12 protein-coding genes and 1 other RNA gene are annotated in these 13,806 nt (G+C 66.9%); 10 read left to right on the top strand and 3 right to left on the bottom strand.

The window, feature by feature from the left end; all coding sequences use genetic code 11:
- Positions 1–13 precede the first annotated feature (13 nt).
- Positions 14–110, bottom strand: an RNA gene (gene ffs / locus ACLIJ1_RS06655) — signal recognition particle sRNA small type.
- A 65-nt stretch (positions 111–175) separates the two neighbouring features.
- On the opposite strand from ffs, the gene dnaX reads away from it, so the two are divergent.
- The 5 genes from dnaX to ACLIJ1_RS06630 all read left to right on the top strand — a co-directional run bounded on the left by dnaX (position 176) and on the right by ACLIJ1_RS06630 (position 4,795).
- On the top strand, positions 176–2,125 hold the full coding sequence (gene dnaX / locus ACLIJ1_RS06650) for a DNA polymerase III subunit gamma/tau (protein WP_411364684.1): 1,950 nt from the start codon (positions 176–178) through the stop codon (positions 2,123–2,125).
- Positions 2,126–2,173: 48 nt separating this feature from the next.
- A complete protein-coding gene (locus ACLIJ1_RS06645) occupies positions 2,174–2,506 on the top strand; it encodes a YbaB/EbfC family nucleoid-associated protein (protein ID WP_411364683.1) in 333 nt (110 codons plus the stop codon).
- 20 nt (positions 2,507–2,526) lie between these two features.
- On the top strand, positions 2,527–3,132 hold the full coding sequence (gene recR / locus ACLIJ1_RS06640) for a recombination mediator RecR (RefSeq protein WP_411364682.1): 606 nt from the start codon (positions 2,527–2,529) through the stop codon (positions 3,130–3,132).
- A 36-nt stretch (positions 3,133–3,168) separates the two neighbouring features.
- Positions 3,169–3,573 (top strand): MAPEG family protein, encoded by a 405-nt coding sequence (locus ACLIJ1_RS06635; RefSeq protein WP_411364681.1) that lies wholly within the window; start codon positions 3,169–3,171, stop codon positions 3,571–3,573.
- Between the two features lie 286 nt (positions 3,574–3,859).
- Entirely contained in the window at positions 3,860–4,795 is a 936-nt protein-coding gene (locus ACLIJ1_RS06630) for an ABC transporter substrate-binding protein (RefSeq protein ID WP_411364680.1), read from the top strand.
- 18 nt (positions 4,796–4,813) lie between these two features.
- On the opposite strand, the gene ACLIJ1_RS06625 is transcribed toward ACLIJ1_RS06630, so the two are convergent.
- Together ACLIJ1_RS06625 and gloB are read right to left on the bottom strand one after the other, a co-directional pair.
- Positions 4,814–6,571: a transglycosylase SLT domain-containing protein gene (locus tag ACLIJ1_RS06625; RefSeq protein WP_411364679.1), complete on the bottom strand. Its 1,758-nt coding sequence runs from the start codon at positions 6,569–6,571 to the stop codon at positions 4,814–4,816.
- Positions 6,572–6,575: 4 nt separating this feature from the next.
- Positions 6,576–7,349, bottom strand: a complete 774-nt coding sequence (gloB, locus tag ACLIJ1_RS06620) for a hydroxyacylglutathione hydrolase (protein ID WP_411364678.1) — start codon at positions 7,347–7,349, stop codon at positions 6,576–6,578.
- 68 nt (positions 7,350–7,417) lie between these two features.
- Here gloB and ACLIJ1_RS06615 point away from each other — a divergent pair, with 68 nt between their 5' ends.
- The 5 genes from ACLIJ1_RS06615 (at position 7,418) to ACLIJ1_RS06595 (ending at position 13,722) form a co-directional block, all read left to right on the top strand.
- Positions 7,418–8,230, top strand: a complete 813-nt coding sequence (locus ACLIJ1_RS06615) for a class I SAM-dependent methyltransferase (RefSeq protein ID WP_411364677.1) — start codon at positions 7,418–7,420, stop codon at positions 8,228–8,230.
- Between the two features lie 27 nt (positions 8,231–8,257).
- Positions 8,258–8,692 carry a ribonuclease HI gene (rnhA, locus tag ACLIJ1_RS06610; protein WP_411364676.1) on the top strand — a complete coding sequence of 145 codons (435 nt, stop codon included), beginning with the start codon at positions 8,258–8,260 and terminating at the stop codon, positions 8,690–8,692.
- Between the two features lie 133 nt (positions 8,693–8,825).
- Entirely contained in the window at positions 8,826–10,151 is a 1,326-nt protein-coding gene (locus ACLIJ1_RS06605) for an efflux RND transporter periplasmic adaptor subunit (RefSeq protein ID WP_411364675.1), read from the top strand.
- Positions 10,152–10,171: 20 nt separating this feature from the next.
- Positions 10,172–13,264: an efflux RND transporter permease subunit gene (locus ACLIJ1_RS06600; RefSeq protein ID WP_411364674.1), complete on the top strand. Its 3,093-nt coding sequence runs from the start codon at positions 10,172–10,174 to the stop codon at positions 13,262–13,264.
- Positions 13,264–13,722 (top strand): methyltransferase family protein, encoded by a 459-nt coding sequence (locus ACLIJ1_RS06595; protein ID WP_411364673.1) that lies wholly within the window; start codon positions 13,264–13,266, stop codon positions 13,720–13,722. The genes ACLIJ1_RS06600 and ACLIJ1_RS06595 overlap by 1 nt, the downstream gene beginning before the upstream one ends.
- The last annotated feature ends 84 nt before the right edge of the window (positions 13,723–13,806 follow it).

Genomic DNA, 13,806 nt, shown 5'->3' with positions numbered 1-13,806 from the left:
ATTTTCTGAATAAGGTGACGAGCCTTGACCCCGGCACTGGCTCCACAGTTAGGGCTGCTTGGTTCCCCACCTGACCCGGTTGGCCGCTTTACCATGCGGGAAGGCCCGTCACCGTCGATTGTAGGCGATGCGTGTGTCCTTTTCGCTCTGGGGTGACCTTTAGAATCAGCGGCCTATGTCCTATGTCGTCCTGGCCCGCAAATACCGTCCGCGCCGCTTCTCAGAAATGGTGGGGCAGCAGCACGTGGTGCAGGCGCTCTCCAATGCCCTGACGACACAACGTCTGCACCACGCCTACCTGTTCACCGGTACGCGTGGCGTCGGCAAGACCACGGTCTCGCGCATCCTGGCCAAGTCGCTCAACTGTCTGGGCGCCGACGGGCAGGGCGGCATCACCGCCGAGCCCTGTGGCGTCTGTCAGGCCTGCACCGACATCGATGCGGGCCGCTTCGTCGACTACACCGAGCTGGACGCGGCTTCGAACCGCGGCGTCGACGAGGTGCAGTCGCTGCTGGAGCAGGCGGTCTACAAGCCGGTGCAAGGCCGCTTCAAGGTCTTCATGATCGACGAAGTGCACATGCTCACCGGGCACGCGTTCAACGCGATGCTCAAGACCCTGGAAGAGCCGCCCGAATACCTGAAGTTCGTGCTGGCCACGACCGATCCGCAGAAAGTGCCAGTGACGGTGCTCTCTCGCTGCCTGCAGTTCAACCTGCGGCCGATGGCGCCCGAGACGGTGCAGGATCACCTGGGTCAGGTCCTGGCGGCCGAACAGGTGCCGGCCGAGGTGCAGGCGTTGCGGTTGCTTTCTCGCGCCGCGCGGGGCTCGATGCGCGACGCGCTGTCGCTGACCGACCAGGCGATCGCCTTCGGTGGTGGGCAGTTGCTGGAGACCACGGTGCGCCAGATGCTGGGTGCGGTGGACCGCTCGCACGTGCTGCGCCTGATCGACGGCCTGGCGCGAAGCGATGGCGCAGCGGTGGTCGACACGGTCGAGACGCTGCGCAGCAACGGCCTGAGCGCTTCCTCGACGCTGGAAGAAATGACGGGGCTGCTGCAGCGCATGGCCGTGCTGCAGGCGGTGCCCGAGCGTGCAGCCCTGCAGTCTTCGGACGATCCGGACACACCCGAGATCGTGCGGCTGGCGCATGCGCTGCCGGCCGACGAAACCCAGTTGCTCTACAGCCTGTGCCTGCACGGACGCGGCGAGCTGGGTCTGGCGCCCGACGAATACGCGGCGCTGACCATGGTGCTGCTGCGGCTGCTGGCGTTCAAGCCGACCGGCGCCGCCAGCGCCGCGCCGGAAAAAAAAACACTGAAATCCGGGCCTGAGCCGGTCGCTCCACCGGTTGGCGCCGTGGTGGCTGCGCCTGCGGTACCTCCGGTCCCAGTGGCTGCAAAGTCTGTCACGACTGTGGCTGCACCTGCGGTCGTGCCGGCATCGAGTGTGCAAACGCCGCAGCCGGCGGTGACCGCAATGAGCGCGCCTGCTCCTGCCCAGGTAGCGGCCTCGGCCGCAACTCCGGCAGCCCGCGTGGTACCCGAAGAACCTGCCGACATCGACGGTCCTCCCTGGGTCGACGAGCCCGAGGAAGCAATGGTCGAGCCGCCGGAAGAGGGCGTGCAGACCTCGCGCCGTGTGGTCGAGATCCCGGTGCGCGAGGCGAGCCTGTCGCCGCGCGTCGAGCAGATGCGTGATCCGTCCGAGCCCGTGCGGCTGCCGGAGCCGGTGATCACTGCAGAAGGCGACTTCTGGTTCGCGCTGGTGCAGCAGATGATCAAGGCCGAGGTCGTCAGCGCGCTGGTGCGTGAGCTGGCGCTGCAGTCGCAGCTGGTCGCGCGCGACGACGGCCAGTGGATGCTCCGCGTCGAGCGTGAGTCGCTGAACCAGGCGAGCACCCGCGAGCGGCTGGCCACCGCGCTGCAGTCGCAAGGCCATCCCGTGCGGCTGTCGGTCGAGATCGGCCCGGTGAGTGATTCGGCGGCGCTGCGCAATGCGGCCGAAGCGAATCGCCGCCAGCGCGAGGCCGAACAAATCATTCGCGACGACCCGTTCGTGCAGGCGATGGTGCGCGACTTTGGCGGCAAAATCGTGCCCGGTACGCTCAGGTCCACCGTGGCCTGAGCCAGAACACAGACCCCTTTCAATCAAGCATCCAACCCAAGGAAAACCATGTTCAACAAAGGACAACTCGCCGGCCTGATGAAGCAGGCGCAGGCCATGCAGGAAAACCTCAAGAAGGCGCAGGACGAGCTGGGCAACATCGAGGTCACCGGGGAATCCGGCGCCGGTCTGGTCAAGGTGCTGATGACCTGCAAGCACGACGTCAAGCGCATCACCATCGACCCCAGCCTGCTTGCCGACGACAAGGACATGCTCGAAGACCTGGTGGCGGCCGCGTTCAACGCCGCCGTGCGCAAGGCCGAAGAGACCTCGCAGGAAAAGATGGGCAAGCTCACCGCCGGCATGCCGGGCCTGCCCGGTGGCATGAAGTTCCCTTTCTGATCCACACAGCCTGAGACGGCGTGGCCGAAACCCATTCGCTGGAACTGCTGGTGCAGGCCTTGCGCTGCCTGCCCGGCGTCGGTGTGAAATCGGCGCAGCGCATGGCGTTTCATCTGCTGCAGCACGACCGCGAAGGCGCGCTGCGGCTGTCGCAGGCGCTGCAACACGCCTGCAGCTCGGTGAAGCACTGCGCGATGTGCCATACCTTCACCGAGAACGACATCTGCCCGACCTGCGACGACCCGCGACGCGACCGCAGCCAGCTCTGTGTGGTGGAGACGCCCGCCGACCAGGCGGCGATGGAGCGCACCGGTGCCTACAAGGGGCTGTACTTTGTCCTGATGGGCAAGCTCAGCCCGCTGGACGGTGTCGGACCGCGCGAGATTGGCCTGCAGAAGCTGTTCGAGCGCATCGATGCGGTCGCGGCTGGTGGGCGGGTGGTGCGCGAGGTGATCCTGGCGACCAACTTCACCGCCGAGGGCGAAACCACGGCGCATGTGATTGCGCAGGGACTGAAGTCGCGCGGTGTCAACGTGACCCGTCTGGCGCGCGGTGTGCCGGTGGGCAGCGAGCTCGAATACGTCGACCTGGGCACGATTGCCCACGCCCTGGTGGACCGGCGCTGAGCCGCACGGCCACCGTTTTCTTTTCAAGGTGCATTCATGACCTATGCCGGACTGACCGTGGCCTACTGGACGGTGATCGTCGTTGCGCTGCTGCCGATCGGCTGCGCAGCGCTCGCCAAATGGGGCATGTTTGCGAAGCCCCGCAGGGACGGCGGCTACGACAACCACGATCCGCGCGCGTGGATGGCGAGGCAGGGCGGCTGGCGTGCCCGAGCCAACGCTGCACAAGCCAACTGTTTCGAGGCTATGCCGTTCTATATTGGCGCGGTGATCATCGCCCACCAGCACGGCGCGTTCCAGATGCGGCTGGACCTGATGGCTTTCCTGTACGTGCTGCTGCGACTGATTTACATCCTGTTTTACCTGGCCGACATGGCCACGCTGCGTAGCACGGCCTGGACACTGGCACTCGCGATCAACATCGCCATCCTGTTCATCTGATCCGCACGCGGGAGTCGCCATCCGTGCCCGCACGGACGGTTACATCGACTTGCAAATCGCGTCGGTGGAAACCCGCTCGGGAATCGACCCGATGCGCGCCGTCGTTGCCTTCGCTAATCTCTGAAGCTCATACAAATCAGGGATCAGAGAGGGTTCTCGCATGTGGAATCGCCGTGAGTGGACGCGGTGCGTGGCCTCCGGCTTGCTGGGGTCCGCACTCGCGGCAGCGCGGGCCGAGGTGAAACCCCTTGTGCCGCCGACTCCGGTGCGTGCGCCATTTGCCCGCGTGGCACTCGCAGTCGAAAACCGGTCGGCCTTCTGCTATCTGCCGCTGACCGTGGCCGAACGGCTGGGCTACTTCGCTGCAGAAGGACTCGATGTCCAGGTTCGGGAAATGCCGGAACCCGGACACGCCCTGCAGGCGCTGCTCACTGGCGGTGTCCAGGCGCTTTCCGGTACCTACGGTTCGGTGGTTTCGTTGCGCGCAAGGGGTGAAACGTATCCTTCCATCGTTGTGCAGGGCAGGGCGCCACAGCTGGTGCTGGGCGTGTCTCGCAAGGCGATGCCCGGATTCCGCGACCTGCGCGACCTCCGGGGGCACAAGGTGGCGGTGACCGCCATCGGATCGGGCAGCCACCGCATGACGCAGACCTTGCTGTCGGCGGCAAGGCTGCCGGCCGACGCGGTGCAATATGTGCCGCTGAGCAGTCCGACCGCGGCACTGGCGAACTTCCGCAATGGCCTGGTGGACGCGATCTGCTACACCGACCCCCTCATCACCGAGCTGGAGCAGTCCGGCGAGTTGCGGGTGGTGGCCGACACCCGCACGGTGCGCGGCAACGCCGAGGTGTTTGGCGGGCCAATGCCCGCCGGCTGTCTGAGCGTGTCCTCCGAATACCTGGCCAGCCACCCGGCCGAATGTCAGGCCATGGTGGATGCCATGGTGCGGGCACTGAAGTGGCTGCAGACGGCTGGCCCCTCTGACATCAACCGCACAGTGCCCGAGTCGTACTTCCACGGCGACCGGGCGCTGTACCTGGCGGCGTTCAGCCGGGCGCGGGAAGGCTGGTCCACCGACGGCGTGATGCCGGACGCCGGGCCCAACACGATGGCGCGTGTGCTGTCGCGCTTTGACGATGCGTCACCGTTGCGGCAGGTCGATCTCGCCCAGACGTTCACCAACTCCATGGCCCTCAAGGCCAAGGCCCGTTTCAGGGCCTGAAGCTTCCTGGGTGCCGCTTCAATTGCGGCGGGACTTGCGACCGGTTTTGCTGCTGGCTGCAGCAACCTTGACCTCGCCGCGAGGGGCTTTCGCAGCTTTCCCTCCCGACTTGCCGCCACCTTTGGCGACCGCCGCGGCCGGCGACTTGCGACCCGGTTTGGATTTCTCGGCTTTGCTCTCGCGCTGGGCGGCCACCTTGCGGCCTTTGGCGCCACGGGCTTCCGGGCGGTCCGCAGGTTCGCGCTCGGCGACTTCGCGGGCCTGCGCCCGGCCGGCCTTGCGCGGCTCAGCGGCGGCCATGGTCGCCGGACGCGCCAGCATGAGGGTGACGCGCTGACCTGGCTTGAGGCGCTCGTTGACCGACATGTTGTTCCAGCCGGCGGCGCTGGCAGCGCTCACACCATAGCGTTGCGCCAGTCTGGCCAGGTTGTCTCCCTTGCGGGCCTTCACCACCGAGCGCTTGAGGATGATGTCGGGCGTCAGGCTCAGCTGGGCGTGGTCGGCCACGAACTCGCTGACATCGCGGTCGCGCGCACCGCTGCGGCGCACCAGCAGGCTGGAGCCGGCCTTGACCTTCATGCGCGGCGGAATGTTGTTGACCTCGCGCAGTTCCGACTCGCTCATGCCGACCTGGTCAGCGACCTGGGCGACGCTGAGCGTGGCTGGGGCGGTCCAGGCGGTCCAGGTCGCCAGCGGCCCCTTGAAGGTCTTGAGTCGGTCCTCGAACACCTTGGCGTTGTCCCACGGCAGCAGGATGTTGGGCGTGCCGGCGGCCATCACCACCGGCTGCTTGATCGACGGGTTGAGGGTCCGGAAATCGCGCTCGTTCACCGCGGCCAGCGTGGCAATCACGGCCACGTCCATGTCGCGCTCGATGGTCACCGTGTCGAAGAACGGGTGGTTGCCGATGGAAGGCAGCTGCACATTGAACGCTTCGGGGCGCGCAACGAGGTTCTTCACGGCCTGCAGCTTGGGCACGTACATGCGCGTTTCCTGCGGCATGTTCAGGTCGGTGTAGCTGGTCGGCAGGCCCTGCGCCTGGTTGCGCGTGACCGCCTTGTTCACATTGCCCTGGCCCCAGTTGTAGGCCGCCAGCGCGAGGTGCCAGTCACCGAAACGGGCATGCAGCTGCTCCAGATAGTCCAGCGCGGCGCGGGTGGAGGCCAGCACATCGCGGCGGTCGTCGCGGAACACGTTCTGCTTGAGGTCGAAAGACTCGCCGGTGGCGGGCATGAACTGCCACATGCCGGCCGCGCGGGCGCTGGAGACTGCCTGCGGGTTGAAGGCGCTTTCAATGAAGGGCAGCAAGGCCAGCTCCATCGGCATGTTGCGGCGCTCAATCTCTTCGACGATGTGGAACAGATAACGGCTGGAACGCTCCGTCATGCGCTGGAAGTAGTCGGGACGCGCGGCGTACCACTGTTCCCGGTCGCGCACCAGGTCGTTCTCCAGATCGGGCATCGCCAGGCCGCGACGGATGCGGTCCCAGATGTCCAGCGGCGCGGCCAGCATGGTCACGGGTGGTGGAACGGCCGACGCGGTGGCGATCTCGCTCAATGGGGCGTAGGGTGGCAATTCGGCGCGCACCTGGGGCGCCGAAGGCGCGGGCGCGACTGGCGCCACCGGCTTGGGCGTGGCGACTGCTGGGGCGGCTGGACGGGGCGGCGGGGCGCTGGCACAGGCAGCCAGGGCCAGCGCCACAGCCACCATGACCAGGGATCGCCAGGTACGGGAGGGGCGCGCAGTGGCGGAAGGGAGCAGGGACACGGAGGTCATGGATTCACTGAAAGACGTTCTTCCAGGCCCGCAGCGTCGTGAACACGCCGAGGGAGCCGGGAAGGGTTTGCGGGTCGTGCGCGCGGGTCGAGCGCTCAAGCGCCGGCACATGGGCGCGCAGGAATGGATTGATCTGTTTCTCCAGCCCAATGGAGCTGGGCAGGGTGGGAAGGTTCCGTGCGCGCAGGTCCTGGCATTGCGCGGAATAGGCCTGCAGCGCGGTGTTGTCCGGGTCGACCGCGAGCGCAAAACGCAGGTTGGACAGGGTGTACTCGTGGGTGCAGCAGACCCGTGCCTGGTCGGGCAGGGCCGCCAGCCGGGTCAGCGAATCCAGCATCTGGACGGGCGTGCCTTCAAACAGGCGGCCACAACCGGCAGAGAACAGGGTGTCGCCACAGAACAGCAGCGGGGCACCATCCACGTCGGGGCAGCAGTAGGCGATGTGGCCGGCGGTGTGACCGGGCACGTCGATGACCTCAAAACGAAGGCAAAGCGCTTCGACCACTTCACCACCGCCGACGCGGACCAGCGGTTCGGGCATGGCTTCCCGGTGCGGACCGAAGACCTTGGCTTCTGTGGCCGTGCGCAGGGCCGCGACGCCGCCGGTGTGGTCGCCGTGGTGGTGGGTGATGAGGATGGTGTCGAGCCGCAGGTCGTTGGAGTTCAGCCAGGCCAGCAGGCCTTCGGACTCGCCCGGGTCGACGGCGATCGCGCGGTGCCCGTCGTGCAGGACCCAGATGTAGTTGTCGCTGAAGGCCGGGACGGGAAACAGGGTCATGGCGCAGAGACCGCTAAGCGGGCCGGAGTGGGGCGTGTAGAGTACCGGTCCGTAGCACAGCACCCGCGATGTATCCACCAATTATAAGTTTGACCGACTGGTTCCGGACCGCTCCCGGGCAGTATCTGCTGGGGTGGGAACAGGCGCAGTTTGACCTGGCCGTGACCAATCTCTTTGGTTACAACGCCCTACAGCTGGGCCTGCCGGAGCTCTCGACACTGGCGGCCAACCGCATGCCGCACCGTTGGCTGGCCTTGCCCGAGGAACTGATGGATCTGGCGCCGGACGACATCGCGTTGCCCGAGATTGCGGGCCCCGACGTGCCATTGCGGGTGGCGCTGGTGACCAATGCAGCTGCCTTGCCGTTTCCCGAAGCCAGCCTGGACCTGGTGGTGCTTCCACATACGCTGGAGTTGAGCGCCGACCCGCACCACGTGCTGCGGGAGGTGGAGCGGGTGCTGGTGCCCGAAGGCAGGGTGGTGATTTCGGGCTTCAATCCGAACAGTCTGTGGGGACTGAAACAGAGCCGCGCGCGCCTGGCTGGCCGGGTGGGCCTTCGGTTTTTCGGCATGTCGGATCTGTACCTGCCCGAGGCGGGCGACTTCATCGGCCCCGGGCGTCTGCGCGACTGGTTGCGGCTGCTGAGTTTCGAGGTCGAGTCGCACCGTTTCGGCTGCTACCGGCCGGCGGTGCACAGCGAAAAGTGGTTGCAGCGGTACGCCTGGATGGACAAGGCCGGTGCGCGCTGGTGGCCCATCTTTGGCTCGGTCTATTTTTTTGTGGCGGTCAAGCGGGTGCGCGGTGTGCGTCTGCTGGGTCCGGCCTGGCGGCCGCGGCGTGCCGGCGGCACCGCACCGGTCACGATCACGAATCGCCGTTGAACACGGCACAACTGGAGAGATGGCGTTTTGAACCACGTGGTGATCTATACCGACGGTGCCTGCAAGGGCAATCCCGGCCCCGGCGGATGGGGCGTCTACCTGAAGTCGGGTGGGCATGAGAAGGAGCTCTGGGGCGGCGAGCGGGGGACCACCAACAACCGCATGGAGCTGATGGCGGTGATCGAGGGACTGGCCGCGCTCAAGCGGCCGTGTAAGGTGTCGGTGTATCTGGACAGCGAGTACGTGCGCAAAGGCATCACCGAGTGGATCCACGGCTGGAAGGCCAAGGGCTGGAAGACGGCCGCCAAGCAGCCGGTCAAGAACGCCGACCTCTGGCAGCGGCTGGATACCCTGGTGCACGACGGTGTGCACCAGGTCGAGTGGCACTGGGTCAAGGGCCACGCGGGCGATCCGGGGAACGAGCGCGCCGACGCGCTGGCCAACCGGGGCGTGCCAGGCTGAACGCTGGCTGAATGCGCCTGTTGTCCTGCGGGGCGCAGGTGGCTGCTGCGACGCAGCAAACCCTGCGCTGATACATTGCACGCTGGTCTGCGTCCGTTGGCGCGGGCCGGGTTCATCCTTCGGCGCAGGACACATGGCAAAAAAGAACATCTACCTGTGGGTCGCGGCAAGCGGCCTGGCGTTGGCTTCGGCAGGAGCCTGGTGGTACCAGCACCGCTCGCCCGCGCCGCCGTCCGGCACTCCCGCAGAGGGCGCAGCTGCCCGCCCTGCGGGGCCCGGTGGTCCTGGCGGGCCCGGTGGCCCGGGCGGACAGGGTCAGGGCGGCCCGGCCAGCGTCGAAGTGGCCAAGGTGAAGACGCAGCCGTTGCAGGATGACGCGCAGGCGGTCGGCTCGCTCAAGTCGCGCCAGAGCGTGACCCTGCGTCCTGAAGTGGCTGGCCGCATTGCACAAATCGGATTCACCGAAGGTTCCCATGTTCGCAAGGGCCAGCTGCTGGTGCAGCTGGACGATGTGCTGCAGAAGGCGGAACTGAGCCAGGCGCAGGCGCAGCTGTCGATTGCACGTGCCAACCTCAAGCGCAATGAAGAGCTGGTGGCGCAATCGTTCGTGGCGCAACGCGTGCTGGATGAAAGCCGCGCGGCGCTGCAGGTGGCCGAGGCGCAGGTGGCGCTGGCGCAGGCGCGCCTCTCGCGGATGCGGATCGTGGCGCCGTTCGACGGCACCGTGGGCCTGCGCAACATCAACCTCGGCGACTACGTCAAGGACGGCGCCGACCTGGTCAATCTCGAAGACACCTCGCAGCTGACGGTGGACTTCCGCCTGCCCGAGCGCTACCAGTCGCGGCTGTCGACCGGTCAGTCGGTGCAGGTGCAGCTCGACGCCTTGCCGGGCAAGAAATACAGCGCTAAGGTGCAGGCGATGGACCCACTGCTGGACGCCAACGGCCGGTCCATCGGCGTGCGGGCGGCGCTGCCGCCGTCGGCGGGCAGTGAGCTGCGGCCGGGCATGTTCGCCCGGGTGACCACGGTGTTTTCGACCAACGATGCGGCACTGGTGGTGCCCGAAGAGGCATTGGTCCCCCAGGGCGGCAAGCAGTTCGTGGTCAAGCTGGACAAGCAGGGCGAGGGCGATGGGGCCAAGCTGGTGTCACGCCGTGTGGAGGTGCAGCTGGGCGTGCGGCGTGGTCCGATGGTGCAGATCGTTTCCGGTGTCGAGGATGGCGAGACGGTAGTGATCGCCGGACAGCAACGGCTGCAGAAGGATGGCACGCCGGTGCGCGTGGTCGACTTGGCCAAGGCCGGTGGCGCGGGCGGAAAGCAGGGCGGCGGCCAGCCCGGCGGTGGGGCTGCGGGCGGCGGGCAACCGGGGCCGAAGCCTGACGGTGCGCCCACTGCACCCGCCGCACCCGCGGGCCCTGGCGCTGGTGGTGCCGGTGGCAACAAACCCGCGGCCGGCTGAGCACCGCGCAGGAGCCTCACATGCAACTGCCTGAAATATCGATCCGCCGGCCGGTGTTCGCCAGCGTGCTGTCGCTGCTGATCCTGCTGGTCGGCTGGGTGTCGTTCAAGGAACTGACGGTGCGCGAGTACCCGAAGATCGACGAACCGACGGTCTCGGTGCAGACCCGCTTTGCCGGCGCCTCCAGCGAAGTGATGGAGTCGCAGGTCACCAAGACGCTCGAAGACTCGCTGGCCGGCATCGAAGGGGTGGACGTCATCACGTCCACCAGCCGGCAGGAGCAGAGCAACATCACCGTGCGCTTCAAGCTCGAGCGCGACCCCGACTCGGCCGCTGCCGACGTGCGCGACAAGGTCAGCCGCGTGCGCCAGCGCCTGCCGCAGGGCATCGACGAGCCGGTGATCGCCAAGGTCGAGGCCGACGCCTTTCCGGTGATCTGGCTGGCCCTGAGTTCGGACACGCACAACGCGCTGCAACTGTCCGACCTGGCCAACCGCATCGCCAAACCGGTGCTGCAGACCGCACCGGGCGCGGCCGACGTGCGGGTGTATGGCGAGCGCAAGTACTCGATGCGCATCTGGATCGACCCGGACCGCCTCGCGGCCTACCGGCTCACGGTGCAGGACGTCGAGGACGCGCTGCGCCGCTCCAACCTTGAAGTGCCAGCCGGGCGCATCGAGAGCAGCCAGCGCGAATTCAACGTGACGGCCGCGACCGATTTGCAGACACCGCCGCAATTCCGCGAGATTGCGATCAGGACGGTCAACGGCCTGCCGGTGCGGCTGGGTGACGTGGCGCGCATTTCGCAGGGGCCGCAGGACGAGCGCAGCTCGGTGCGCCTCAACGGTCGCGACTCAGTGTCGCTGGGCGTGATCCGTCAGGCCACGGCCAACCCGCTGGAGCTTTCCGCCGGCGTGCGCCAGCTGATGGAAAAGGTCAAGGCCGACCTGCCGCCGGGCATCACGGTCGACGTGGCGAACGACAACTCGGTGTTCATCGACCGCTCGATCAAGGCGGTCTACCAGACCATTGGAGAGGCCGTGGTGCTGGTGGCGCTGGTGATCTTCGTGTTCCTGCGCACCATCCGCGCCTCGATCATTCCGCTGGTGACGATTCCGGTCAGCCTGATCGGCACCTTTTCGCTGATGGCACTGTTCGGTTTTTCGATCAACACGCTGACGCTGCTGGCGCTGGTGCTGGCGATCGGCCTGGTGGTGGACGACGCCATCGTGGTGCTGGAGAACATCTACCGCCACATCGAAGAAGGCATGCAACCCTTTGAGGCAGCCATCAAGGGGGCGAAGGAGATCGGCTTCGCAGTGGTGGCGATGACGCTGACGCTGGCCGCGGTGTACGCGCCGCTGGCGTTCACGCCGGGCCGCACCGGGCGCCTGTTCGCCGAGTTCGCGCTGGCGCTGGCTGGCGCCGTGGTGGTCTCTGGCTTTGTGGCGCTGACGCTCTCGCCCATGATGAGCAGCAAGCTGCTGCGGCACAACCCGAACCCGGGCTGGTTCGACCGTGGCATGGAACGGGTGCTGGTGTCCGTGACCAATGGCTACAGCCGCCTGCTGGCGGCCAGCCTGAACCTGCGCTGGCTGGTGGTGGCGGTGATGGTGGCCAGCGCCGCAGGCAGCTGGTGGCTGCTGCAGCAGACCAAACAGGAGCTGGCGCCGATGGAAGACCGCGGGGTCATTCTGGTCAACGTCAACGGCCCCGACGGCGCAACGCTGGCCTACACGCGCCGCTATGCCGAAGCCATCGAGCGCATCGGCCAGAACTACCCCGAGTTCGACCGCATCTTCAGCAACATGGGCAACCCCACCGTGGCGCAGGGCACCATCTTCCTGCGCGCGCTCCCGTGGGAAGAACGCCAGCGGACCACGATGGAGATCGCGCGCGAGATCACGCCCAAGATCGGCGCCTTGCCCGGCATCAGTGGCTTCCCGATCACACCGCCATCGCTGGGCCAGGGCTTTCGCGAGCGGCCGATCAACTACGTGATCGTGACATCCGACAGCTACGAAAACCTCTCGCGCGCGGTGCGCCGCTTCCAGGAGGAAATGGCCAAGGTGCCGGGCTTCGTGCAGGTCGACACCGACCTGCGACTCAACAAGCCGGAGATCCGCCTGGACGTGGACCGCGAACGCGCGGCCGATATGGGCGTGAGCGTGGACGTGATTGCGCGCACGGTCGAGACCATGCTCGGCGGACGCATCGTGACTCGCTACAAGCGCGGTGGCGAACAGTACGACGTGGTGGTACAGACGGCCAGCTCGCAGCGCAGCGCGCCGGAAGACATTGACCACCTGTTCGTGCGAGGCCGCAACGACGCGATGATTCCGCTGGCCTCGCTGGTGCAGCTGCGCGAGGTGGTGGTTCCGCGCGAACTCAACCACTTCGGCCAGCGCCGCAGCGCGTCGATCACGGCCAACCTGGCGCCCGAAATGGCGCTGGGCGATGCCCTGGCCCAGATGAACCGGATCGCGGGCGAGGTGCTGCCACCCGGCTACACCACCGACCTGAACGGCCAGAGCCGGGAGTTCAAGAACTCGTCGGGCTCGATGGCCATCGTGTTCGGCCTGTCGCTGCTGTTCATCTATCTGGTGTTGGCGGCGCAGTTCGAGAGCTTTGTCGACCCGTTCATCATCATGCTCAGCGTGCCGCTGTCGATGCTGGGCGCGCTGCTGGCGCTGAAGTTCACGGGAGGCACGCTCAATGTGTTCAGCCAGATCGGGCTGATCACCCTGGTGGGGCTGATCACCAAGCACGGCATCCTGATTGTCGAATTCGCCAACCAGCTGCGGGAAGATGGCAAGGACAAGCTGGCCGCCGTCACTGAAGCCGCAGCGCTGCGACTGCGCCCGATCCTGATGACCACCGGCGCGATGGTGCTGGGTGCGATCCCGCTGGCGCTGGCGACTGGCGCGGGCGCGGAGAGCCGCCAGCAGATCGGGTGGGTCATCGTTGGCGGCATGAGTCTGGGCACGCTGCTGACCATCTTCGTGGTGCCGACCATGTACATGCTGCTGGCGCGAAAGCACCACGGCTCCCGCGTGCTGCCGGCCGATCCGCCCGCCCACGCCGGGGCTGGCGAGGTGCTGATCGCCAAGTGATGCGCTTCCTCGAACACCGCATTCCGCCGCCGCTGGTGGCTCTGATCACCGCAGTGCTGATGTGGTGGGGTACCGGAATGGCAACGCCGCATTGGCCGGGCGGCATGCAAGGGGCCGCGGTGGCGCTGTTGCTGGTGGCCGGTGCGTCCTTTGACGTGGCAGGCGTGCTGTCGTTTCGCGCCCTGCGCACCACGGTCAATCCGATGCGGCCGGAAAAGGCCTCTGCCCTGGTGACCGGCGGTGTCTACCGCTTCACCCGCAATCCGATGTACGTTGGCATGGCCTGCCTGCTGACAGCCTGGGCGCTGGTGCTGCCGTCCTGGCTGGCATTGCTGGGGCCACTTGGCTTCCTGCTCTACATCACACGCTTCCAGATCCTGCCCGAGGAGCGGGTCCTGATGGAGCTGTTCGGCGATGACTACCGCGCCTTCATGGGTCGGGTGCGACGCTGGCTCTGAGCCGGCATGGGCGGGTGTGCCGCGGCGGAACAGGGATGTCCGCGGCTTGACCGGGGACGCGGCCCTGCGCAGCATCGGCAGACC

It is taken from the genome of Hydrogenophaga sp. RWCD_12 (genome assembly GCF_046604225.1).
GTDB lineage: Bacteria > Pseudomonadota > Gammaproteobacteria > Burkholderiales > Burkholderiaceae_C > Hydrogenophaga.
This window is presented reverse-complemented; position numbering and strand designations above follow the sequence as displayed.

Excerpts from the sequence above, each read along its gene's own strand:
- dnaX (WP_411364684.1), top strand. The coding sequence starts at position 176 with ATGTCCTATGTCGTCCTGGCCCGCAAATACCGTCCGCGCCGCTTCTCA.
- ACLIJ1_RS06645 (WP_411364683.1), top strand. The coding sequence starts at position 2,174 with ATGTTCAACAAAGGACAACTCGCCGGCCTGATGAAGCAGGCGCAGGCC.
- ACLIJ1_RS06635 (WP_411364681.1), top strand. The coding sequence starts at position 3,169 with ATGACCTATGCCGGACTGACCGTGGCCTACTGGACGGTGATCGTCGTT.
- ACLIJ1_RS06625 (WP_411364679.1), bottom strand. The coding sequence starts at position 6,571 with ATGACCTCCGTGTCCCTGCTCCCTTCCGCCACTGCGCGCCCCTCCCGT.
- gloB (WP_411364678.1), bottom strand. The coding sequence starts at position 7,349 with ATGACCCTGTTTCCCGTCCCGGCCTTCAGCGACAACTACATCTGGGTC.
- ACLIJ1_RS06615 (WP_411364677.1), top strand. The coding sequence starts at position 7,418 with ATGTATCCACCAATTATAAGTTTGACCGACTGGTTCCGGACCGCTCCC.
- ACLIJ1_RS06605 (WP_411364675.1), top strand. The coding sequence starts at position 8,826 with ATGGCAAAAAAGAACATCTACCTGTGGGTCGCGGCAAGCGGCCTGGCG.
- ACLIJ1_RS06600 (WP_411364674.1), top strand. The coding sequence starts at position 10,172 with ATGCAACTGCCTGAAATATCGATCCGCCGGCCGGTGTTCGCCAGCGTG.
- ACLIJ1_RS06595 (WP_411364673.1), top strand. The coding sequence starts at position 13,264 with ATGCGCTTCCTCGAACACCGCATTCCGCCGCCGCTGGTGGCTCTGATC.